The organism is Thermocrispum agreste DSM 44070 (assembly GCF_000427905.1).
In the GTDB taxonomy this organism is placed as follows: domain Bacteria; phylum Actinomycetota; class Actinomycetes; order Mycobacteriales; family Pseudonocardiaceae; genus Thermocrispum; species Thermocrispum agreste.
The window spans coordinates 475,036-495,621 of the sequence record NZ_KE386604.1; the positions used below are offsets into that span (position 1 = coordinate 475,036).

The window sequence follows — 20,586 nt, forward strand, 5'->3', positions numbered from 1 at the left end:
CGTGCGGCTTGGCTGGGTGGCGCGGTCGCGGGACCGCTGGAGCGCAGCGTGCGGCCGCAGGACGCGTCAGTGCAGCATCAGCAGCACTTGCATCTCGCCGACGATGCCGCCGATGACCGCGCCGACGGCGATCAGCTTCCACTCGTCCTGCCGGAACGCCGGGCGCAGCAGCTGCTCGAACTCCAGCCGGTTCAGCTGCCGCATCCGCTCCACGACCGTGTTGCGCACGTCCAGCGCCCCGGTGGCGTAGTCCTCGGCGTGGCGGACCGTCTGGGGCACCCGCTGCACGGTCTTCTCCGCCACCGACGCCTTCATCTGCTGGAACCGGGTCGACCCGACCGCGGCGACCACGAACGGCTTGATCACCCCGGCCTGCTCGTCGATGGTCCGCTGCACTTCCCGCTGGACGATCTGGAACAGCCGGTCCGACTTCGGTCCGGTGAGCACCGCCTCGACGATGTTGGGGATGGTGATGATCTCCTTGGCGATCATGTCGCCGTAGTCGGCGGCCACCTGGTCGCGGCGCTTCTGGAACACGCCTTGCCAGGTGAACACCCCGAAGAACTTCCTCGGCTCCCTGGGCAGGAACACCATCTTCAGCGCCAGCCAGTCGGTGATCCAGCCGATGAAGAAGCCGAACAGCGGCATCACCAGCGGTTCGTGGGTCAGCGTCCACACCGCCAGCTGCACGATGCCCAGCCCGAACCCGAAGAAGATGCCGGACCGGGCGATGAACCGCATCTCCGGCCGGGAGATGTCCCGGATCAGCCGGACCAGCAGCTCCTTGTCCCGCACCAGGTTCGTCACGACCATGTGCTTGAGGTCGAAGACGTCCTCGATGTTGTCGGCGAACTGCTTCATGATCGAGGCGATCGCCCGGGGCGCCTGCGCGCGCACGCGGGAGAGCAGCAGTTCGCGCACCGCCGGGGGCAGCCGCTCCCACAACTGGGGCTGGTACTCCTCCATCACCTCGCGGGTGATCTCGTCGACCGCCTGCAACAGCGGTTGTTCGACTTCCTTGGCGATCTGCTCGGGATCCAGCCGGGAGAAGATCTCCTTGGGATCGACCAGGTTGCGGGTGAGGGTGTCGGTGGCGATGCTCGCCATCCGCTCGGCGTTGGCCGGCAGCACGCCCTGCCAGCCGAGCAGCGGCGGGATCCCGACGAACTCCAGCGGCCGGAACATCATCTCGATGGCCACCCGCTTGGTGACGTAGCCGATCAGCGCCGCGATGAACGGGATCGAGACGTACAGCGGCCAGCGGTCGGACACGTCGGCGACGATGGTGTTCCAGTCGACCATCGCCGCCCCCTCCGGTTGCTTGCCGTCCTGCCCGTGCCCGACGCCCGGCATGCGCTCCCCGACGCTGTGACGGTAGCTGAGCGACGGCGGATCCATGGCCGCGACCACGGGTGACACCCGGTCGGATGGCGTACCCGGCGGCCACTACGGGCGGTGCGGAGAAACGGTCCGCAAGATTACTCCGTTTGGAGGTATGAGCTCGAGCCCGGTGACTCATTATGGTGGCCGACGATTGCCTGACACGACATTGGCGTAGAGCAGCAAGGCTTCGAGCTGTTGGCTTTTGTCAACCAGCTGCTCGCGAGCATGGCCCAAGCGTTCGCGCAGGTTGCAGATACGTCTCTGCTGCACACCGATGACCGCACCCAGTCCGGTGACGAGTACGGACACATCCCAAGCGATGCTCATGGCCAGCGTCCCCGAATCACGCGTCGAAGTCAGTCCCCGGTTCTCTCCTCCGTGGAGAGGCCGGGGGCTTCCTGCTTAGGTGTCAGGCGGTGTCGTCTGGGTCAATGATCGTCATGGCCTGTCGGTCGACGTAGTCGATGACCGCGGCGCCGAGCTTGGTCAGGTACCGGCCGTAGCGGTGTAACACCTGGGGCGGCGGGAGCGGGCCTGTCTTCAGATGTCCCTCGAGCGCTACAAGCGTCGACACCAGCCCAGGGTTGGTCAGAGAGACGTCGTAGAACAGCTGCCCGTCGTGGGGCACCGAGATGTTCGGCTCGAACAGGCCCTTCGCCACGTAGGGATACCCCGCTCTCTCGTCCAGCACGATTTGTCGTCTCACGCTCTCCACCCCGCTCGATGTCGGCCTCGTCCGCCCGCACCTCGTCGTCACTGATGTAGATCGCGTGCTCCGGATAGGCGTCAGTGACGACGATCTGCGCCCCCGTAGGTGTCGGCAGGCAAGGGCTGGAGTTCCAAGTCATGGGGCAATTCTGGGATCAACCAACTACGCTGTGACACCGGACACGTACTGACAGCAGCCGCACGGCTCGTTCGGCGGTTGTGTGCGAGCAGTGTGAGAGTCAAGCTCCCCAAGGTGTGGGTGGTATGATCGAGCTTTTTGCCGGAGAGCTGAGGCGTGCCAGAGAACAAGCACAGATGACCCGGGAGCAGCTGGCCCAGCGGTCGGCATTCTCAATCAGCTTGATCGAGAAGGTCGAGACCGGGCAACGCCTGCCGAGCGAGCAGTTCGCTGAGGCGATGGATGCGGTGCTCGAGACGGGCGGGTTGCTCAGCCGTATCCGGCAGTTCGCGATGACCCAGAAGGCAACGCCGGAGTGGCTGCGGTCATGGCTGGACGTCGAGCAGCAAGCCGAGCGCATCCTGTGCTTCGAGCTGTCCTTCGTGCCCGGGCTGCTCCAAACCGAAGAGTATGCCCGCGAGCTGCTGCACGGTGACGAAGCCAAGCTGGCCGCACGGATGGAGCGACAGTCAGTGCTCGAGCGTGGGACCTCCTACGTGGCCCTGATCGACGAGCGATCTCTGCGGTACCCCGTCGGCGATCCGTCGATCATGGCCAAGCAGCTCCGAGCACCTGATCACCGCTACCGAGCGCTTCGTCATCCAGGTCATTCCGTTTGGCTGCGACACGTACCTACACCTCGATGGGTCGTTCTCCCTGGCTACAGTGAACGGGCGCGAATACGTCTACATCGACTCCGCGGTACAGGGCGTGCTCTTCGACAATGCCGAGCTGATTCACCAGACCAAGGAGCGATGGGACCGGATCCGAGCCGAAGCGCTGTCGAGGAAGCAGTCGATCGCACTGATGCGGGAGGTAGCGGAAGAATGGAACAGCAAAGCCTGAGGTGGAGGAAGTCGACCAAGTCGAACACTCACGGCGCGTGTGTCGAAGTCGCCTTCGAAGGTGACAGAGTCTACGTGCGTGACTCCAAGGACCGGCAGGGCCCGGTGCTCCGGTTCACGCAGAAAGAGTGGGACGCTTTCCTGGACGGCGCGCGCAAGGGCGAGTTCGACCTCTGACAAGGCATCCGGTTCGCCGGCGACGCACACAACCTCGACCCCGGCCTCTCCCGCCCCGGAGAGCTGGGGTCCTTTTTTGTGCGCCAGCTCAGTTCGTGAACACCTCAAACCCTGACTCGATGACCAGGTCGCCTCGTACGTCTTCTCGATCTCGCCGAACTCATCGGCCCGATCCGGGCAGAAGTGCCCGACAATGACCTGCCCGCGAGCGAGTGTCCCGGCGAGCTCCAGGAAGTCATCATGTGGTCGACGAACACTTCATGACTGGCAACGCAGATCGCTCGCGCAAGGTTTCCATGTCACCCCATTTGGTGTACTGTCCCGGCGTGTATCCGGAGGCGTGCATGTCAGCGCGGAACTGCGTGATGCCGACCTCATGCTCGTCGTCGCTGGAGCAGCCAGTCAGAGTCCGACCAGCACTGCCATGACCGCAAACCATCTTCACCGGGTCCTCCAGTCCTGTTCACCCTGGTGATCGAGGTCGTGGTAGGCACGGTTGCAGGTGTGTACCGGAGTAGAACATTGCCAAACCCCGATCCATCCCCCGTATCCACGAAGAAACCCGTGTTCGGCACCGCGTATCGCGGATACAACAAGGCCGAGGTCGACCAGCAGATCGATCGGCTGATGAGCGAGCTGGCGCAGACGGCCAAGCAGCGTGACGAGGCCGTGGCGTCGGTCGCCGAGCTCACCAGGTCGCTGGCCTATACGCAGAAGGAGCTCGACGAAGCCAAGGCGGCCCTGGCCCGCCTGGCCGAGGACCCGACCGGTCCGGCGGCGATGTCCGAGCGCATCAAGTCGATGATGCAGCTCGCCGAGGAGGAGATCGCCGAGCACAAGGCCAAGGCGGAGCAGGACGCCGCGGCCACGCGCGAAGCCGCCGACGCCTACGCGGAGAAGACCCGCAAGAAGGCGGAGGAGGTCGCCGAGCAGCTGGCCGCCGAGGCCAAGGCGGAGCGGGAACGCCTCGACGCGGAGGCCGCCGAGCGGCGCGCCAAGGCCGAGCAGGAGTCCGCCGAGAGGATCGCGGCGGCCCAGCAGCAGTCGGCCGAGGAGATCGCTGCCAAGAAGGCCGCCGCGGACAAGGAGATCGCCGAGCTGACCGCCGACGCCAAGGCGCGCGCAGAGGCGATGATCGCCGACGCCGAGGCCCGGCTGGCGGACGCCACCAGGCAGCAGAAGGCCGCGGTGGAGTTCCGCAAGACGGTCGCCGAGCGGCTGTCGGCCACGCACGCCGCGTTGCAGGAGGCCATCGAGAAGCTCGGTGAGATGCCGGAGTTCGACGGCGGCCCGAACGGGCAGGCCACCGGCTCCGCGAGCGACAAGGCCGCAAGCAACGGCTCGGCGTCGAAGGTCAAGCAGCCTGCCTGACGCGATCCGGTCGGCAGATGGACGGCCCGGTGCCCGCGCGGCACCGGGCCGTCATGGTGTGTGCGCGGAACGCCTCCGCGGTGCAGGCGCCGGTAGCGCTGCGCCGGCACGTGCCCGCCACCAAGGCTCGGCGGTGCGGCCGAGGGACATCGGGCTGTTCGGCTTCGAGGCCAAGGGGCGGTCGTCCGTATGGCCCGGCCGTTCGCCGTGCGGACACCGACGGGAAGTCCGGTGCCCAGCGCGGCGACATGCAGGTGCGCACCCTGTCGCTCCCGAAGTACCGGAACGGTCCGTCGGGGGCCGGAACGGGACACGCCCCTGGTCGCGGGGGCCAGTCGGATGGGGGTGCGCTTCGGCTCGCGCGGAGTCATCCGCGACGGCTTTGGCATGTGGGCGGCGGCCCGGGTGTGCTTCGGCTTGCGCGGAGCTACCGGGACGCCCCTACCACTCGCGAAGCGGGTGGAACGGGATGCGCTTGTCCCACGGCACCCAGCTTCTCGCCAGCTCCGGGGTGATCATGTGGCCGATCGCGCTGGCCACACACAGGCCGTCCAGCTTCTCTTCGTTCAGCACCAGGCGCACGACGAGGTCACCGACCTGCTTGCCGATACCCAGCGCGTGCAAATCCCACGTGCCGTGATGCACACCTTCGGCCACGAGCCGCACGGCGTTCGGCGTCCCGTTCCGCGACACCGTCTTCACTTCACCGAGGCGCCCGGTCTCCCGGAGCGCGTCGATCGCGCCCAGCGCCGTCTCGTCGTTGTACGGGATCAGGCCGTCGAGGTGGGAGAAGTCGGCGAGCAGGTTCTTGGTCTTCTCGTAGCCACCGGAGCGGACGTCCAGCGTGTTCCGGTACCGCTCGTCCATCGGGTCGTTGACCAGGTCGAGTCCGTACACCTGCAATCCGTGCACGAAGCCGAGCACGAGCTCGGTGTCGTCGGCGGTGCCCGGTCCGCCGTCGATGCCGACCTTCGCGCCGGCCGGCAACAGGCTCGCCAGGTACTCGGCCATGTAGACGCCGTGGTTGAAGTTCGGGTACACCAGCGACGCGTCCACTGGGAAGCGAGGACGCTCGACGGCGACGACGGACACCCCCTGCCTGCGTGCCTCGGCCACCGCTTCGGCAGGCTCGTCGACGTCGATCGAGTAGAACACGATCGCCCGCACGCCGGCGGCGACCGCCTCCTCGATCAGGGTGTTGGTCCGCTGCAGCCAGTCGTCGTCACGGAAGTCGGCGTAGCCGACACGCAGTTCCAGCCCGGCCTCGGCGAGCGTGTGGTCGATCGCGTGGGTCATCGCGTCGATCGACGGGTTCTCACCGTACTTGAGTGGGCAGATGTAGAGAACGCGCATGAGTATTCCTTCACGGCGCGAGCGTGCCGGACAGGGCGCACGACGGGAAATGCGTGCTGCGCGCCGCGATCGCCTGCTCCACTCCGTGCCGAGGCAGCAGCCGGGGGGACGGGCGACCGGCGCCTGCCGCGCAGCTTGCCTGTCTCCGGGGCCTTTTCGGACTCCTCGTCGATGGCCGGCGGCGCGTGGCGCTCCCCGGCTGCGGTGGGTGGTTCGCCAACGGTGGATGCCTCCGGCCGATCAAGCGCGCCGAGCGACGGCGCGGCACGAACCGGCGAGCCGGCCGGTGAGGCCGTGATCGAGCGGCAGTGCCGCCCCTGGGGTGGGCCAGGCGGTGCCGGAGCGGCGCCTCGTGGACGAGCTCTTCCCACTGCTGCGATCGACGGCCCGGTCGGCTGTGCGGGCGGGGCTCGTCGCTCTCCGGTATCCGACCTGCGGCGGTCGCGCATCGAAGCCGCCATCGGCGTTCGCCGGGAGCTGCGTTCCCCGCGGCATGGTCACCGAGGCGAGGAAGGGGGCTGTGCCGGTGCAGCTGCTACAACGGGGTGGCGAGGGCAACGACCGAGGTGCGCCGGGACCTGTTCGTGCGCTCGGCCCCGTGACAAGTCGTTGCACGCCACCGGGGGCGGTACCAAGGCGACCGCTGCACCGGGGAAGCCATCGGAGTCGTTGCACGCCGGCGTGGGCGGTACACCGGTGTCACCGGCCGCCGTCGCCGGGCTGGCCGGGTCCCAGGGCCTCGGTGCCCAGCCGGATCAGGTCGAGGTCGGCGACTCCGACGAGGTAGTGGCTGGGCCTTGACCCGTCCTCGCGGGCGCGATCAGCCGCGGCCCTCAGAACTGGTAGTACAAGAACGGGCTGAACGTGCCGGTGGCGACCAGGATCGCGGCGTAGAGCAGCCCGCAGGTCATCACGCCCACCCGCAGCACGCTCGCCGGGGTGGAGCGGGAGGACTCCAGCAGCGGGCCGGTGACCGGGTGCGCGGGCAGGAAGAAGATGCTCGCCGCCGCCAGCAGGATGACCAGCCGCTGGTTGGTCAGTGCCTCGTCCACCACGTCGGTCACGCCGCTGAAGTCGGGCAGCAGCATGTGGCCGATCATGGTCAGCGCCGAGCCCAGGTCCGCCGAGTTGAACAGCACCCAGCCGAAGATCACCAGCACGATGGTCAGCGCCCGTCGCCATGCCCTGGCCACCGGGTTGGCCGGGGCCGTGGTGAGGCCGAAGCTGCGCTCGATGATCAGCAGCGCGCCGTGCCAGATGCCCCACAGCAGGAACGTCCACGCCGCGCCGTGCCAGAAGCCGGTCAGCACGAACACGATGCACAGGTTGCGATAGGTCTTGCGCGCTCCGGCCCGGTTGCCGCCCAGCGGGATGTAGACGTAGTCGCGGAACCAGCGGGACAGCGACATGTGCCAGCGGCGCCAGAACTCCGTGACGGTGACCGACGCGTACGGGCGGGCGAAGTTCTCCGGCAACCGGAAGCCGAGCATCCGGCCGAGGCCGATGGCCATGTCCGAGTAGCCGGAGAAGTCGAAGAACAGCTGCAGCGTGTAGGTGATCGCGCCCAGCCAGGCGATCGCGAACGTCATCTCGTCCGCCGGGGTGCGGAAGCAGGCGGTGGCCAGCGGGGCCAGGGAGTCGGCGACGATCGCCTTCTTGCACAGCCCGAGCGCGAACCGCGGGAAGCCGGCCGCGATGTCGTCGAGCCGGTGCAGGCGGCGCTGCGGCAGCTGGTCGGCGATCTCCTTGAACCGCACGATCGGACCCGCGACGAGCTGCGGGAACATCGAGATGTACGTGGCGAACGAGACCGGGTTGCGCAGCGCTTTGCGTTCGCCGCGGTAGATGTCCACCACGTAGGAGATGTGGTGGAACGTGTAGAAGGAGATGCCGATCGGCAGCACCAGCTCCACCACCGGGAAATGGCCGCCGAGCAGCTCGGCGATCGCGTCGATCTGTTCGGTGGCGAACCCGGCGTACTTCCACACCGCCAGCACGGCCGCGTCGAAGCACACCACCGCGATGAGGACGGCTCGCCGGTGCGGTCGCGGCCTGCCGAACTCGTCCGGCTCCAGCAGCGGGCCTGCCAGGAAATTGACCACCATGCAGGCCAGCAGCAGCAGTGTGGTCGCGCCTGCCCCGGTGGCGTAGAAGATCAGGCTGGCGATGGCGATGATGCCGTTGCGCCACGCCCGCGGCAGCACCAGCACGGCGAGCAGCACCGCGGGCATGAAGTACCACAGGAACAGTGGTGACGCGAACGACATCCTCTCGATCCCCCTGCGAGCGGCGGAAGCAGTCAGACACTACCGAAGCCGAGCCGGGAACCGGCACGGATCGGGTAACGTCCCTGTGCACATGACTAAGACGCAGCTCACGGCGGTGATCAACGATCCGCGCATTGCGGACGAACGGCACGTGAACGCTTATCGGGTGTCGGGCCTGTTGCTGGTGCTCTACGGCTTCGTGCCGATCGGCTGGACGACGTACGCCTTCCTGAGCCGTGACGCACCACTCGGCGAGTTCCTGCGCAGCGTCGTCTGGCCGGTGAAGACCGAGCTGGTCTTGGCCATGACGCCCTACGAGTGGGCGTTCGCCGTCTCACTCATCGTGGTGGGCGCGTGCGCACTGGCGCGCAGGCGGGCGGCCCGCGGTAGTGCGGCGGCACTTGCCGTGGGCATGCTCGTGGTCTCGGTCCGGGAGGCCGTCGGGGCGTTCGACCCGGACTACCGCGCGGGCTTCGTCGAACAGGACGAGGGGCCGTGGCTGATCGTCACCAGGGTGTCCGGTCTGGTGATCGGCGTGGTGGTGCTGCTGCTCATGGCGCGTGCCCGGGACGATCGCAACCCGCGGGTGCGCAACGTGACCTACCCGATCGCCGGTGTCGTGATCGCGGCCGCGGGGGCGCTGCAGATCGCCGGGCTGCTGGTGACGCCGGGCGGGGACGCGTTCGTGCGCCGAGCCCTGGACCCGGTAGGTCACTCGCCTGCGAGCATGACCGCGAGCGTGCCGCTGTATCAGCTGTTCCTCATCGTCGCGATGGTGGTGATCGGCCTGCTCGCGGTGACTCAGCTGCGGATCGCGCGGGGAGCCGCGCTGGCGATCGTGCCCGTCGCCGGCTACGTCGCCTACTTCTTCCTCACCCCGCAGCTGCCGTACCTGAATCTCGAGCTGCTCCTGGATCACACGGCGTTCGCGCTGACCTATGCCGGGCTGGCGGCCAGCGTCCTCGCTGCCGTCGTCGTCGCCGTGCTGTTCGCGCGCCGCGATCCGGACGAGCCCGTCGCCCCGTCGGATGCGGCACCTGCCACGGCGTCGGCGGACGACGACGGTCAGGAAGGCATCGGCACCACCGCCGAGGCCAGATGATCCGCCCTTGGCCCGGGCGGGGAAACCGGACGGATCATGCCGTGTCACGGCTGGCATGACCGGACAGGGGCCCACCGGCCTGAGATCGCCGACCGGCGGCGCACCAGCGGTCGCAACGCGGGCCGGTGCCGTGACCTCGGGCGATCGTCCAGGTCGGTCAGATCCGGCCGCGTTCACGCCGTCGCCGGGCGATGTCGGCGAGCAGCACTCCCGCGGCCACCGAAGCGTTGAGGGATTCCACGCCCGCGGCCATGGGGATGGAGACCGTCATGTCGCAGGTTTCCCGCACCAGCCGGGACAGCCCGCGGCCCTCGGAGCCGAGCACCACGACCAGCGGGTCGGCCGCCAGCGGCAGGTCGTCGATCATCGTGTCGCCGTCGGCGTCCAGCCCGACGATCATCAGTCCCTTGGCCGCGTAGTCGCGCAGCTGCCGGGTCAGGTTCGTGGCCATGGCGATCGGCAGTCTGGCTGCGGTGCCCGCGCTGGTCCGCCAGGCCACGGCGGTCATGCCCGCGCTGCGCCTGCTGGGCAGCAGCACGCCGTGGGCCCCGAAAGCCGCCGCAGAGCGCACCACGGCGCCGAGATTGCGCGGGTCGGTGACTCCGTCCAGCGCGACCAGCAGCGGCGGTTCCGCCGAGTCCGCCGCCGCGACAAGCAGGTCGTCCGGGTCGGCGTAGTCGAACGGGGGAACCTGCAGGCCCAGGCCCTGGTGCACCGCGTTCTGCGTCTTGCGGTCCAGCTCGGTGCGCGGGACTTCGAGGATGGTGACACCGCGGTCCGCGGCGATGCGGACGGCTTCGGTCACCCGGTCGTCCGCTTCGACCCCGAGCGCCACGTACAGCACGTCGGCAGGCACGTCTGCGCGAAGTGCCTCGACCACCGGATTGCGGCCGGCGATGATCTCCGGGCCGGACGTGCGATGGTCCCGCGCCTTCTCCGCACGCGCCTTCCTGGCTGCCCGGCGTTGGGCGGGATGACCTGGCCGCAGCTCGGCCTTCGGCGTCGGCCCCTTGCCGCGCAGGCCCTTGCTGCGCTGGCCGCCGGAGCCGACGACTGCGCCCTTCTTGGTGCCCGGTTTGCGGACGGCGCCGCGGCGCCGAGAGTTACCTGCCATCCGCCACCGTCCACTGGGGACCGTCGGGGGTGTCCTTGACCAGGATGCCCGCCTGGAGCAGCCGATCGCGCAGCCGGTCGGCGGTGGCGTAGTCCTTCACCGCGCGGGCCCGTGCACGATCCTCCAGGACGGCCTCGACCAGCGCGGCGAGCGCCTGGCGAGCCTTGTCGTCGGCGCCGGTGCCGGCCCACAGCTCGGACAGCGGGTCGATGCCGAGCACGCCCGTCATGCCGCGTACCGCAGCGGCCGCCTGCCTGGCCTTGTCGTCGTCACCGGCGTCGAGCGCCGCGTTGCCCTCACGTACCACGTTGTGGATGACCGCGAAGGCCTTCGGCGTGGCCAGGTCGTCGTTCATGGCGTCGACGAACTCTCGCGGCAGCTCGCCGGGTGTGACCTCGCCGCGGGCCGCCGTGCGGCGCAGGAACTCCTCGATCCGGCGGTATCCCTGGGCTGCTTCGTGCAGCGCTTCGTCGGAGTACTCGATAAACGACCGGTAGTGCGGCTGGATGAGGTAGTAGCGCAGCTCCGCCGCGCGTACCTTGCGCAGCATCGCCGGGATGGACACCACGTTGCCCAGCGACTTGGACATCTTCTCGCCGGCCATGCCCACCAGGCCGTTGTGCATCCACAGCCGGGCGAACGGGTCACCGGCCGCGCGCGACTGGGCCAGCTCGTTCTCGTGGTGCGGGAACACCAGGTCCAAGCCGCCGCCGTGGATGTCGAACTCCGCGCCCAGGTAGGTGGAGGCCATCACCGAGCACTCCAGGTGCCAGCCGGGGCGTCCGGCGCCCCACGGGGTCGGCCAGGACGGCTCGCCGGGCTTGGCGCACTTCCACAGCGTGAAGTCGCGGTGGTCGCGCTTGCCGGCGGCGGCCGATTCGCCCTGCTGCACTTCCTCCAGCTGCTGCCCGGACAGCGAGCCGTAGGCGTCGAAGGAGCGGACGTCGAAGTACACGTCGCCCTCGGCGGCGTAGGCGTGGCCCTTGTCGATCAAGCGCTGCATCAGCTCGATCATCTGGGTCACGTGCCCGGTCGCGCGCGGGGAGATCGCCGCGGGACGGCAGCCCAGCGCGGCGTAGGCGGACTCGAACTCACGCTCGTAGCGGGCCGAGTGCTCCCACCACGGGCGGCCTTCCGCGGCGGCCTTGACCAGGATCTTGTCGTCGATGTCGGTGACGTTGCGGACCAGCGTCACGTGCAGGCCGTTGTGCTCGAGCCACCGGGCCAGCACGTCGTAGTTCAATGCGCTGCGGACGTGTCCGATGTGCGGGGGGCCTTGCGGGGTCGGCCCACAGACGTAGATGGACGCCGCCCCGGGTCGCACGGGCGTGAACTCCCGCACACTGCGGGATGCGGTGTCGTACAGCTGAAGGGCCACTCAGGAATGGTACGGGTCCAGCCATCGGCGACCGGCACGGCGTCCCTGGCTGCGAGACGCCACCCGCCGTGGCCGGACCCGGTCGGGGGAGCGGCAGGCAGCTAGTGCAGGCCGTGCTCGGCCAGCGCGTCCCGCAACGCCGTGGGCCGCTCCGCCGGGCGGGTGGCGGGCACCAGGCTGAACTTCATGCCCAGCGCCAGTGCGCCGCCGTCAGCTCGCCTGCTGTCGCCGACCATCAGCGCTTCCTCGGCATCGACCCCGATGGCCTTGAGCGCGATCTCGAAGATGCGCCGGTCCGGCTTGACCACACCGTGCTCGTAGCTGAGCACGTATTCCGTCACGTACTGGTCGATGCCTGCGGCGGTGAACGCCGGGCGGATGTCGAAGGCGATGTTGCTGACCACCGCGATCGGAATGTCCTGCGCAGCCAGCGCCGCGAACACCTCCGGCACGTCCGGGAACGGTCGCCAGCTCGCCGTGTCGATCATGCGTTCGTAGAGCACCGTGGCGTGCTCGCCGGCGGTGAGGCCGGTCCGCCGGATCGCTTCCACGAACGCCTTGCGGTGCAGGACGGGGTCGAGGTCGCGGTTCTGCCAGGCGTGGGCGAACTCCTCCTCGTCCGAGGCGAAGTGCGTGGTCGGTGCGATCACCGCGCGCACCAGCTCGCCGAACCCCTCCGGGGTCAGCTCGTTGCCGTCGGCGTCGGTCACCCCGGCCAGATCGTCGAACCTGGGTTCCGCACTGAACAGCGTCCCGGCGAAATCGAACAACACCCCTCGGATGGTCACGCCGGACACGCTACCGATTCCAGCGCGGAAGCCAAGCCGGACCGCTCACGCGGAAGCCGAGCCGGACCGCTCACTCGGCGGGCAACAGCAGGGCGGTGGCGATGGCTGCGATGCCTTCCCCGCGGCCGGTGAGGCCGAGCCCGTCGGTGGTCGTGCCGGAGACGCTGACCGGCCCTCCCGCCGCCTGCGACAGGGCCTGCTGGGCTTCCTCGCGGCGCGGGCCGATCTTGGGTGCGTTGCCGATGACCTGCACCGCGGCGTTGCCCAGCCGCCACCCGGCGGCCTCCACGCGGTCACGTGCTTCGGCGAGCAGCCGCAGTCCGGAGGCTCCGGCGTACTCGGGCCGGCCGGTGCCGAACAGTGCGCCGAGGTCGCCGAGGCCTGCGGCGGACAACATGGCGTCGATCAGGGCGTGGGTGGCGACGTCACCGTCGGAATGCCCGGCGCAGCCGTCCACACCCTCCCAGCGAATGCCGGCGATCCAGCATTCCCGGCCGGCTTCGACGGGGTGCACGTCGACACCCTGGCCGATGCGTGGGGTCATGGCTGCTCCACCAGAAGGCGTTCGGCGATCATCAGGTCGAAGGGGGTGGTGATCTTCATGGCGTGCGGGTGACCGGGCACGGTGGTGACTTTCGCGCCGTGGTGCTCGGCGAGGGACGCGTCGTCGGTGATCGGGCCGTCCGGCCTGCCCGCATAGGCGCGCCGCAACAGCGGCTCGGCGAAGCCCTGCGGTGTCTGCACGGCGCGCAGCGAGCTGCGATCGGGTGTGCCGATCACCACGCCATTCGCGTCGACCTGCTTGACGGTGTCCGCCAAGGGGAGAACCGGCACCACCGCTTCCGCGCCGCTGGAAAGCGCTTCGACCACCGCACGGGGTACCTCGGGAGGGGTGAAGGCCCGCGCGGCGTCGTGCACCAGCACGGCGTCGAACGCGCCGTCGGCTACCGACGACAGCGCCGCGCGCACGGACTCGGTGCGGTCCACGCCGCCGGGAACGACGCTGCACCGCGCACCGAACTCCACCAGGCAGGAGGTGAACTCGTCGAGCTGTTCCGGGGGCGCGGCGACGACCACCGCGTCCACGACTCCGGAGTCGAACAGCCCGCGCGTCGCCCTGGTGACCAGGGGTACCCCGGCCACCGGAACCAGAGCCTTGGGAACGCGCGCGCCGAGGCGTTCACCCCGCCCAGCGGCGGGAACCAGCGCGACGACTGTCAGCCGGTCGTCAGGACCGGGCAACGGGGAAACTAACTGTCGATGCCTGCGCCGACCGGTTTGGCATCGGACGTCTCGTCGGCCGTGGCGAGGACTTCGTCCAGCAGCCCCTCGGCCTTCTCCTCGTCCGTGCCCTCAGCGAGGGCGAGTTCGCTGACCAGAATCTGCCGTGCCTTGGCCAGCATGCGCTTCTCGCCGGCGGACAAGCCACGGTCCTTCTCGCGTCGCCAAAGATCGCGCACCACTTCGGCCACCTTGTTGACGTCGCCGGAGGCGAGCTTCTCCAGGTTGGCCTTGTACCGACGAGACCAGTTGGTGGGCTCTTCGGTGTGGGGAGCGCGCAGCACGTCGAAAACGCGATTGAGCCCGTCCTGGCCGACGACGTCACGCACGCCGACGATCTCGGCGTTGTCGGCGGGGACGCGCACCGTCAGGTCGCCCTGGGCGACCTTGAGCACGAGGTACTGCTTCTCCTCGCCTTTGATGACGCGGGTCTCGATCGCTTCGATGAGTGCTGCACCGTGGTGCGGGTAGACGACGGTCTCTCCGACCTTGAAAGCCATGTGTCCTCTGCCCCTTTCGCTTTGTCCATGTTAGCACGCGCAAGGGTCCCCCCGACACCGGCCCGTGCCCGTCATCGCAGGTCAAGGCCATAATCGGTGCGGCAGCGGGGGTTGACAAACGCGGCGTCGGCATGCTCACGCAGGTGACGAGCGGGGCATCCGGCGCACTGTTCGAAGTGTCCACTGTGGACGGTGTGGCGAAGACGGCAGCGGGCCGCGTACCGGTGTTTCGGCCGACCGGATAGTCTTGCCAGCGCAGGCTTGCGGGACACGAAAGGATTCCGGTATGCCCAGCAGTTCCGGTAGGCGCGGGGTGAAGCTCGGCTTCGCCACGGTCGCTCTCGCCGCCGCGTTGGCAGGCACGGCCGGTTGCGGCGCGGGTCAGATCACGCAGACCGACACCCAGCTGCCCGCGGTCAACGGCGACATTGCGGAAGCGGGCGCGGTGCGAGTGAACAACGCGGTGCTGGCCTACCCGGAGCCGGGCTACTGGGCGGAGGGCTCCGACGTTCCGCTGCGCATGGCCATCGCCAACACCGCCCCGCGGGGCGACGAGCTGGAGCAGGTCAGCAGCCCGGTCAGCGCCAGCGTCAAGGTCGAGGGCGACACCGTCATCCCGTCGCAGCGCGCGCTGTACGTGGGCATGGAGGCCCCGAAGCCGGCAGGCGAAGCGGCCGCGGCGGCCGATGCCGGTGACGTCGGCACCGCGACCGTGACGCTGGAGAAGATCAACAAGAACCTGTTCCCCGGCATGGTGGTCGAGGTGACGCTGACCTTCCGGGAGGCAGGGCCGGTCAAGCTGCGGGTGCCGATCGCCGCTCCGGACGGGGCGCGCACCGAGGAAGCCGCCGCAGCCGGGCACTGACAAGCGCGCAGCACCCCACGGCCGAGCCTGGTGCTTTGTCGGCGCGTGCCGCGCGGCGAGTACGGCGTGATCCTTCTGCGCGGTATGCCGTAGCGCTGATCGCTTGCGATCCGTCGTGGCGGCTGCGGCATCTGTCGTGGCGGCCGTGACGCCGGGCGATGCCGGCCGTTCGGCGTGCTGCTGATCGAGCCGTGGCATCCGGCGTGATCTTCGCCAGGATGTGGTGCGTGGCGTGCGGTGCCGCGAGGCAGCCCCGAAAATGTCGGTTCCGCCCGCTACGGTGCCAGGCGTGGGGAAGAAGAGCACCGGTTACCGCTGTACCGAGTGCGGCCTCGAGGTCGCGAAATGGGTCGGCCGCTGCCCGGAGTGTCAATCGTGGGGGACGGTCGAGGAGCGCGGCGTGCCGCACGCGGCTCTGGCCACGATCGCGGCGGGCGCGCCGTCGTCGCCTGCGCGGCCGATCGTGGAGGTCGACCTCGATGCCGCTCGGGCGCAGCCGACGGGTGTCGACGAGCTGGATCGCGTCCTTGGCGGCGGGTTGGTGCCGGGTGCGGTCGTGCTGCTGGCGGGCGAGCCGGGCGTCGGGAAGTCGACGCTCCTGCTCGAGGTGGCGCGCCGGTGGGCCGAGACGCGGGGGCCAGCGCTGTACGTGACGGGCGAGGAGTCCGCCGGGCAGGTTCGGCTGCGCGCCGAGCGCACGTCGGCGGTGCACGATGCACTGTTCGTGGCCGCGGAGAGCGACTTGTCCGCCGTGATCGGGCACGTCGACGCGGTGCAGCCGGGGGTGTTGATCGTCGACTCGGCGCAGACCATGGTGTCGCCGAAGGTGGAGGGCTCGCCCGGTGGTGTCACACAGGTCAAGGCGGTGGCCGCGGCGCTGGTCGCCCTGGCCAAGGAGCGCGCCCTGCCGGTGATCCTGGTCGGCCACGTCACCAAGGACGGCACGGTTGCAGGGCCGCGGGTACTCGAGCACCTGGTCGACGTGGTGTTGCATTTCGAAGGGGACAAGCACTCCACGCTGCGCATGGTGCGCGGGGTGAAGAACCGCTTCGGCCCGGCCGACGAGGTGGGCTGTTTCGAGCTGCGGGACGACGGCATCGTGGGTGTGGCCGACCCGTCCGGGTTGTTCCTCAACCGGCGGGGCGATCCGGTGGCGGGCACGGCCGTGACGGTGACGGTGGAGGGGAAGCGGCCGCTGCTCGCCGAGGTTCAGTCGTTGGTGACGACGTCGTCGCTGCCGACGCCGAGGCGGGCCGCGAGCGGGCTGGATTCGTCGCGCATCGGAATGATCCTGGCGGTGCTGGAGAAGCACGCCCGGATCCGTTTCGGGGAGCGGGACGTCTACGTCGCGACCGTCGGTGGCATGCGGTTGACCGAGCCTGCCGCGGATCTGGCCGTCGCGTTGGCCGTGGTGTCCTCGGTGAGCGAGACTCCGCTGCCGAGCGGGCTGGTGGCCGTCGGGGAGGTCGGGCTGGCCGGCGAGCTGCGCAGGGTCACCGGGGTGCAGCGGCGGTTGGCCGAGGCACAGCGGATGGGTTTCACGCACGCCCTTGTCCCGCCGGATTGCGGGCCGGTGCCCGCGGGGTTGGCCGTGCGGGAGGTCGCCGACCTGCCGAGCGCGCTGCAGCTTGCGTTGGAATGGCGACGGCCCGCTCGCCGGGCGGAGGGCCGGGTGGAGGCCGGCGGCTCCGGAGTGGCGGGGTCCGCCCCGGGGTAGGTGGCTTGGCGTGAGCGGTGGCCGTGGCTTGGGTGCCCCGGGTGGGTGGCCTTGGCGTGAGCGGCGGCTGCGGCTTGGGCGCCCGGGGGTGGCGAGTCGTCGCGGAGCGGTTGGTGGCTGCAGCCCAGGCGGCCGATGGGTGCCGCCCCGAGCCGTGGCGCGATCGCCCAGTGACGGTCCGCCGCAGGCATGCTCGCGTTGCCGCGAACTGCCTGCCCCATCCGAGGCCCGGCGCCGTCGCTGCCTGAGCGGTCCGATGCCCGACATTGGCCCGCGCCGTATTGATCAGTTCGGTGACCAGCGCGTCGCCGATGCCCGGGCGTGCGGCGACCGATGCACCGCGACCGAGCGGTCTCCGCAAGGTCCTGGCACAACACGTGCAGCGCCTCGCGGCCGAGCAACCGGCCGCCGGAGGCCTGGCTCGGCGCGGGCTGAGGTGTTCGGCTGCACGCCGACCCAACTGCGCCCTCCGGAGCCGGGCGGCGCGGCAGCCGACCGTGGCCTGATGCTCGCAGATGCCGGAACAGCCGCCCGGGGCGCAGCAGGCGGTCACTGCCGTTCCACAGGTCCCAGCGCTGAGCGGGATCCAATGCTGGGCAGAACCCGGTGCTGAGCGGAACCCGGTGCTGAGCGGAACCCGGTGCTGAGCAGAATCCAGCGCTGAGCAGAACCCAGCGCTGAGCGGAACCCAGTGCCGAGCAGAATTCAGCGTTGGCCAGGACTCACGGCTGGGCACGACTCTGTACTAGGCCGGACTCACCGCTCGGCACCGCAGACACCGGCCTGCAGCACCGAGCGGGCCGTATCGTCCGGCCGACGGGACCCGGGGTCACCAACTTCTTGGCGCAGCCGGGTGGATTTGCCCGCGCCAGGCGGACCGATCAGCAGCAGCCCTGGCCGGACCGAGCGCACCACAGAAGCATCCCTGGTGTGTGGGACGACCTGACCGCGCCGCGGGGCCGTCGGCTTACTGGTCGAGCAGAATCGCGCAGCGGATCAGTCCGATGTGCGAGTACGCCTGGGGGTGGTTGCCCAGCGACCGCTCGGCGATCGGGTCGTACTGCTCGGGCAGCAGACCGGTCGGACCCGCGCAGTCGACGATCTGCTGGAACAGCTCCTCCGCCTCGGTGCGGCGCCCGGTGAGCAGGTACGCCTCCACCATCCATGCCGCGCACAGGTGGAAGCCGCCCTCGTTGCCGGGCAGGCCGTCGTCCCGCCGGTACCGGTACACCGTGGAGCCGCTGCGCAGCTCGCTCTCGATCGCCGTCACGGTCGACTGGAACCGCTCGTCCGACGGGTCGAGCAGCCCGGAGAGCCCGACGAACAACGAGGCGGCGTCGAGGTCGGTGCCGTCGTAGGCGGTGGTGAACGCCTGCACCTCGTCGTTCCATCCGTGTTCGAGCACATCGGCCGCGATGACGTCGCGCAGCTTGGGCCACGCCACCGGCAGTTCCCGGTTGTAGCGCTCGGCCAGCCGGACCGCGCGGTCCATGGTGACCCAGCACATCACCCGCGAGTAGACCCGATGCCGTGGGACGTGCCGCTCCTCCCAGATGCCGTGGTCCGGCTCCCGCCAGCGGCGCTTCACCGCCTCCGCCATGGCCCGCACCAGCTGCCAGTCCTCGTCGCGCAGCTCGCCGCGGACCTCGGCCAGGTCGGCGATCAGCTCCACGACCGGGCCGAACACGTCCAGCTGGACCTGGTGGTTGGCCAGGTTGCCGACGCGCACCGGGCGCGACCCCGCGTACCCGGGCAGCGAGTCGATGACCGCCTCGGCGCCCAGCTGCTGCCCGGAGACGGTGTACAGCGGGTGCAGCCGCTCAGGGCCCGCCAGCTGGCTCAGCACACCGTGCAACCACCGCAAATACCCTTCGGCCTCCTCGGTCGAACCGAGGGAGACCAGCGCGCGCACCGTCATGGCGGCGTCCCGGATCCAGCAATAGCGGTAGTCCCAGTTGCGGACGCCGCCGATCTCCTCGGGCAGCGACGTGGTCGCCGCCGCCAGCACACCACCGGTCCCGGCGTCGCACAGGCCGCGCAGGGTCAGCGCGGACCGGCGCACCAGCTCGGTTTCCACGCCGGGCAGCTTCAGCCCGGCCGCCCACTTGCTCCAGTACTCGCCCGCCCGCGTGCGCCGGTCGATTTCCGGCAGCTCGTGCGGGCTCAAGTCGGTGGTGCCGCAGCGCAGCTCGAGCACGATCGGCTCGTCCGGCTTCGGCCGCACCACGGCCTTCGCCGTGTCGTGCAGGCCGTCCGAGGTGATTTCCCAGGTCACGCCGGGGGCGCGCAGCACGAACGGCTCCGAGGTGCCCAGTACGCGCAGACCCTCCTGCTCGGCCACCAACCGCACCGGGACGCCGCCGAACTCCGGCCGCGGCGCGAACGTGATGCTCGCTTCGGTGTCACCGGAGATGACCCGCACCAGATCGGTTCGGTGCTTGGCCGACTCCGGCTCCAGGTAGTCGGTCACCAGCAGGCGCGACCAGCGTGTCTCCACCGTCATGGTGTTGGGCAGGTAGCGCTGGCCGAGCGGCAGGCCGTTACGGGTGGGCTTGATGCTGAAATGCCCGGCGCTGGGTCCGCCCAGCAGATCGGCGAACACCGCGGGCGCGTCCGGACCCGGGTGGCACAACCAGGTCAGCCGGGCGTCCGGTGTCACCAGCGCCACCGAGCTCTCGTTGGCCAGCATGGTCAGCCGCTCGATCGGCGGTGCCTGCTCCCCGTACAGCCAGTTGCGCCGCTCCTCCAGCACGAACGCCAGTACCGTCGCGACGTCCTCGGTGTCGCGGATCCGGTACTGCGCGAGCGTTTCGCCCTCGCCGACCTTGATGCCCACGTCCGGGCCGGAGAGCCGGGCGAACGCCTTCTCGTCCGTGACGTCGTCACCGAGGAACATGGCCGCGGTGGCGCCTGCCTGGTGCCGGACGACGTCCAGCGCGTGGCCCTTGTCGGTGGCCACGACGGCCAGCTCGACCACCGCCTTGCCGTCGGTGACCGTGATGCCCTCCCATGTGGCCGGTCCTTGGTGCACGGCGTCCAGCACGCGCGCGGCGTCTTCCTGCGACGCCTTCCGCACGTGGACGGCGATGCTCGCCGGCTTGACCTCCAGCGAGACGCCGGGAACGCCGTCGACCAGGCGGTTCAGCTCTTCTTCCAGCCTGCGGTGCAGCGCCTTGGCCTTGGGGTCGATCTCGTGCACGAAGCCGATGTCGAACTCCGACCCGTGCGAGCCGACCAGGTGCACTTCCGCGGGTAGCCGGGAGAGCGTGGCCAGGTCACGCAGCGCACGCCCGGAGATCACCGCGGTGGTGGTCTCGTGCAACGCGGCGAGCGAACGCAGCGCGCCGACCGATTCCGGTCGCGGGCGCGCGTTGTCCGGGTTCTCCACGATCGGCGCGAGGGTCCCGTCGTAATCGCAGGCCACCAGCAGCCGTGGCGTGCGTGCGATGTGCACGATCGCCCTGCGCAGTTCGGCGGGTAGGGACTCGGCGGTCAACGCCCCTCCAGGAAGGTTTTCACGGAGTTGAATGTGCCGGGCTACGGCACAATAACTCCCGCG

General features: G+C 69.7%; 17 protein-coding genes. 5 read left to right on the forward strand and 12 right to left on the reverse strand.

Features of this window, described 5'->3' with window-relative positions:
* Nucleotides 1-66: 66 nt before the first annotated feature.
* The 3 genes from YWY_RS0116945 to YWY_RS0116950 all read right to left on the reverse strand — a co-directional run bounded on the left by YWY_RS0116945 (nucleotide 67) and on the right by YWY_RS0116950 (nucleotide 2,089).
* Nucleotides 67-1,302 carry a DUF445 family protein gene (locus YWY_RS0116945; RefSeq protein WP_038045748.1) on the reverse strand — a complete coding sequence of 412 codons (1,236 nt, stop codon included), beginning with the start codon at nucleotides 1,300-1,302 and terminating at the stop codon, nucleotides 67-69.
* 216 nt (nucleotides 1,303-1,518) lie between these two features.
* Nucleotides 1,519-1,710, reverse strand: coding sequence for a hypothetical protein (locus YWY_RS24210; protein ID WP_156899319.1), 192 nt, complete (start codon nucleotides 1,708-1,710; stop codon nucleotides 1,519-1,521).
* A gap of 82 nt (nucleotides 1,711-1,792) precedes the next feature.
* The gene (locus YWY_RS0116950) at nucleotides 1,793-2,089 is read right to left on the reverse strand and encodes a hypothetical protein (RefSeq protein ID WP_156899321.1); all 297 of its coding nucleotides are present in this window, start codon (nucleotides 2,087-2,089) and stop codon (nucleotides 1,793-1,795) included.
* Between the two features lie 266 nt (nucleotides 2,090-2,355).
* Between YWY_RS0116950 and YWY_RS23840 the strand changes: the two genes are divergently transcribed.
* Nucleotides 2,356-3,291 (forward strand): Scr1 family TA system antitoxin-like transcriptional regulator, encoded by a 936-nt coding sequence (locus YWY_RS23840; protein WP_156899323.1) that lies wholly within the window; start codon nucleotides 2,356-2,358, stop codon nucleotides 3,289-3,291.
* Nucleotides 3,292-3,855: 564 nt separating this feature from the next.
* On the forward strand, nucleotides 3,856-4,662 hold the full coding sequence (locus tag YWY_RS22555; protein ID WP_211227647.1) for a coiled-coil domain-containing protein: 807 nt from the start codon (nucleotides 3,856-3,858) through the stop codon (nucleotides 4,660-4,662).
* 441 nt (nucleotides 4,663-5,103) lie between these two features.
* Here YWY_RS22555 and YWY_RS0116975 read toward each other — a convergent pair whose 3' ends face one another.
* Both YWY_RS0116975 and YWY_RS0116985 read right to left on the reverse strand, forming a co-directional pair.
* A complete protein-coding gene (locus YWY_RS0116975) occupies nucleotides 5,104-6,015 on the reverse strand; it encodes a sugar ABC transporter substrate-binding protein (RefSeq protein WP_028848593.1) in 912 nt (303 codons plus the stop codon).
* An 833-nt stretch (nucleotides 6,016-6,848) separates the two neighbouring features.
* Nucleotides 6,849-8,282, reverse strand: coding sequence for an MBOAT family O-acyltransferase (locus YWY_RS0116985; RefSeq protein WP_028848594.1), 1,434 nt, complete (start codon nucleotides 8,280-8,282; stop codon nucleotides 6,849-6,851).
* Nucleotides 8,283-8,373: 91 nt separating this feature from the next.
* On the opposite strand from YWY_RS0116985, the gene YWY_RS0116990 reads away from it, so the two are divergent.
* Nucleotides 8,374-9,384, forward strand: coding sequence for a hypothetical protein (locus YWY_RS0116990; RefSeq protein WP_028848595.1), 1,011 nt, complete (start codon nucleotides 8,374-8,376; stop codon nucleotides 9,382-9,384).
* Between the two features lie 157 nt (nucleotides 9,385-9,541).
* Here the strand turns inward: YWY_RS0116990 and rlmB are convergent, their stop codons facing one another.
* From rlmB to YWY_RS22560, 6 genes are all read right to left on the reverse strand, one after another.
* Nucleotides 9,542-10,498, reverse strand: coding sequence for a 23S rRNA (guanosine(2251)-2'-O)-methyltransferase RlmB (gene rlmB / locus YWY_RS0116995; RefSeq protein ID WP_028848596.1), 957 nt, complete (start codon nucleotides 10,496-10,498; stop codon nucleotides 9,542-9,544).
* On the reverse strand, nucleotides 10,488-11,876 hold the full coding sequence (cysS, locus tag YWY_RS0117000) for a cysteine--tRNA ligase (RefSeq protein WP_028848597.1): 1,389 nt from the start codon (nucleotides 11,874-11,876) through the stop codon (nucleotides 10,488-10,490). Before cysS ends, rlmB begins: the two co-directional genes overlap by 11 nt.
* Nucleotides 11,877-11,977: 101 nt before the next feature.
* Nucleotides 11,978-12,664, reverse strand: coding sequence for an HAD family hydrolase (locus tag YWY_RS0117005; RefSeq protein ID WP_028848598.1), 687 nt, complete (start codon nucleotides 12,662-12,664; stop codon nucleotides 11,978-11,980).
* A 70-nt stretch (nucleotides 12,665-12,734) separates the two neighbouring features.
* Complete coding sequence (gene ispF, locus YWY_RS0117010) at nucleotides 12,735-13,208, reverse strand: 2-C-methyl-D-erythritol 2,4-cyclodiphosphate synthase (protein WP_028848599.1); 474 nt, start codon at nucleotides 13,206-13,208, stop codon at nucleotides 12,735-12,737.
* Nucleotides 13,205-13,885 carry a 2-C-methyl-D-erythritol 4-phosphate cytidylyltransferase gene (ispD, locus tag YWY_RS0117015; RefSeq protein WP_028848600.1) on the reverse strand — a complete coding sequence of 227 codons (681 nt, stop codon included), beginning with the start codon at nucleotides 13,883-13,885 and terminating at the stop codon, nucleotides 13,205-13,207. Before ispD ends, ispF begins: the two co-directional genes overlap by 4 nt.
* 29 nt (nucleotides 13,886-13,914) lie before the next feature.
* Nucleotides 13,915-14,445 (reverse strand): CarD family transcriptional regulator, encoded by a 531-nt coding sequence (locus tag YWY_RS22560; protein WP_051310375.1) that lies wholly within the window; start codon nucleotides 14,443-14,445, stop codon nucleotides 13,915-13,917.
* 286 nt (nucleotides 14,446-14,731) lie between these two features.
* Here YWY_RS22560 and YWY_RS0117025 point away from each other — a divergent pair, with 286 nt between their 5' ends.
* Together YWY_RS0117025 and radA are read left to right on the forward strand one after the other, a co-directional pair.
* Nucleotides 14,732-15,310 (forward strand): copper chaperone PCu(A)C domain-containing protein, encoded by a 579-nt coding sequence (locus YWY_RS0117025; protein WP_156899327.1) that lies wholly within the window; start codon nucleotides 14,732-14,734, stop codon nucleotides 15,308-15,310.
* 289 nt (nucleotides 15,311-15,599) lie between these two features.
* Complete coding sequence (gene radA / locus YWY_RS22565; RefSeq protein ID WP_051310376.1) at nucleotides 15,600-17,027, forward strand: DNA repair protein RadA; 1,428 nt, start codon at nucleotides 15,600-15,602, stop codon at nucleotides 17,025-17,027.
* A gap of 967 nt (nucleotides 17,028-17,994) precedes the next feature.
* On the opposite strand, the gene otsB is transcribed toward radA, so the two are convergent.
* Entirely contained in the window at nucleotides 17,995-20,523 is a 2,529-nt protein-coding gene (otsB, locus tag YWY_RS0117040; RefSeq protein ID WP_028848602.1) for a trehalose-phosphatase, read from the reverse strand.
* Nucleotides 20,524-20,586: the final 63 nt, after the last annotated feature.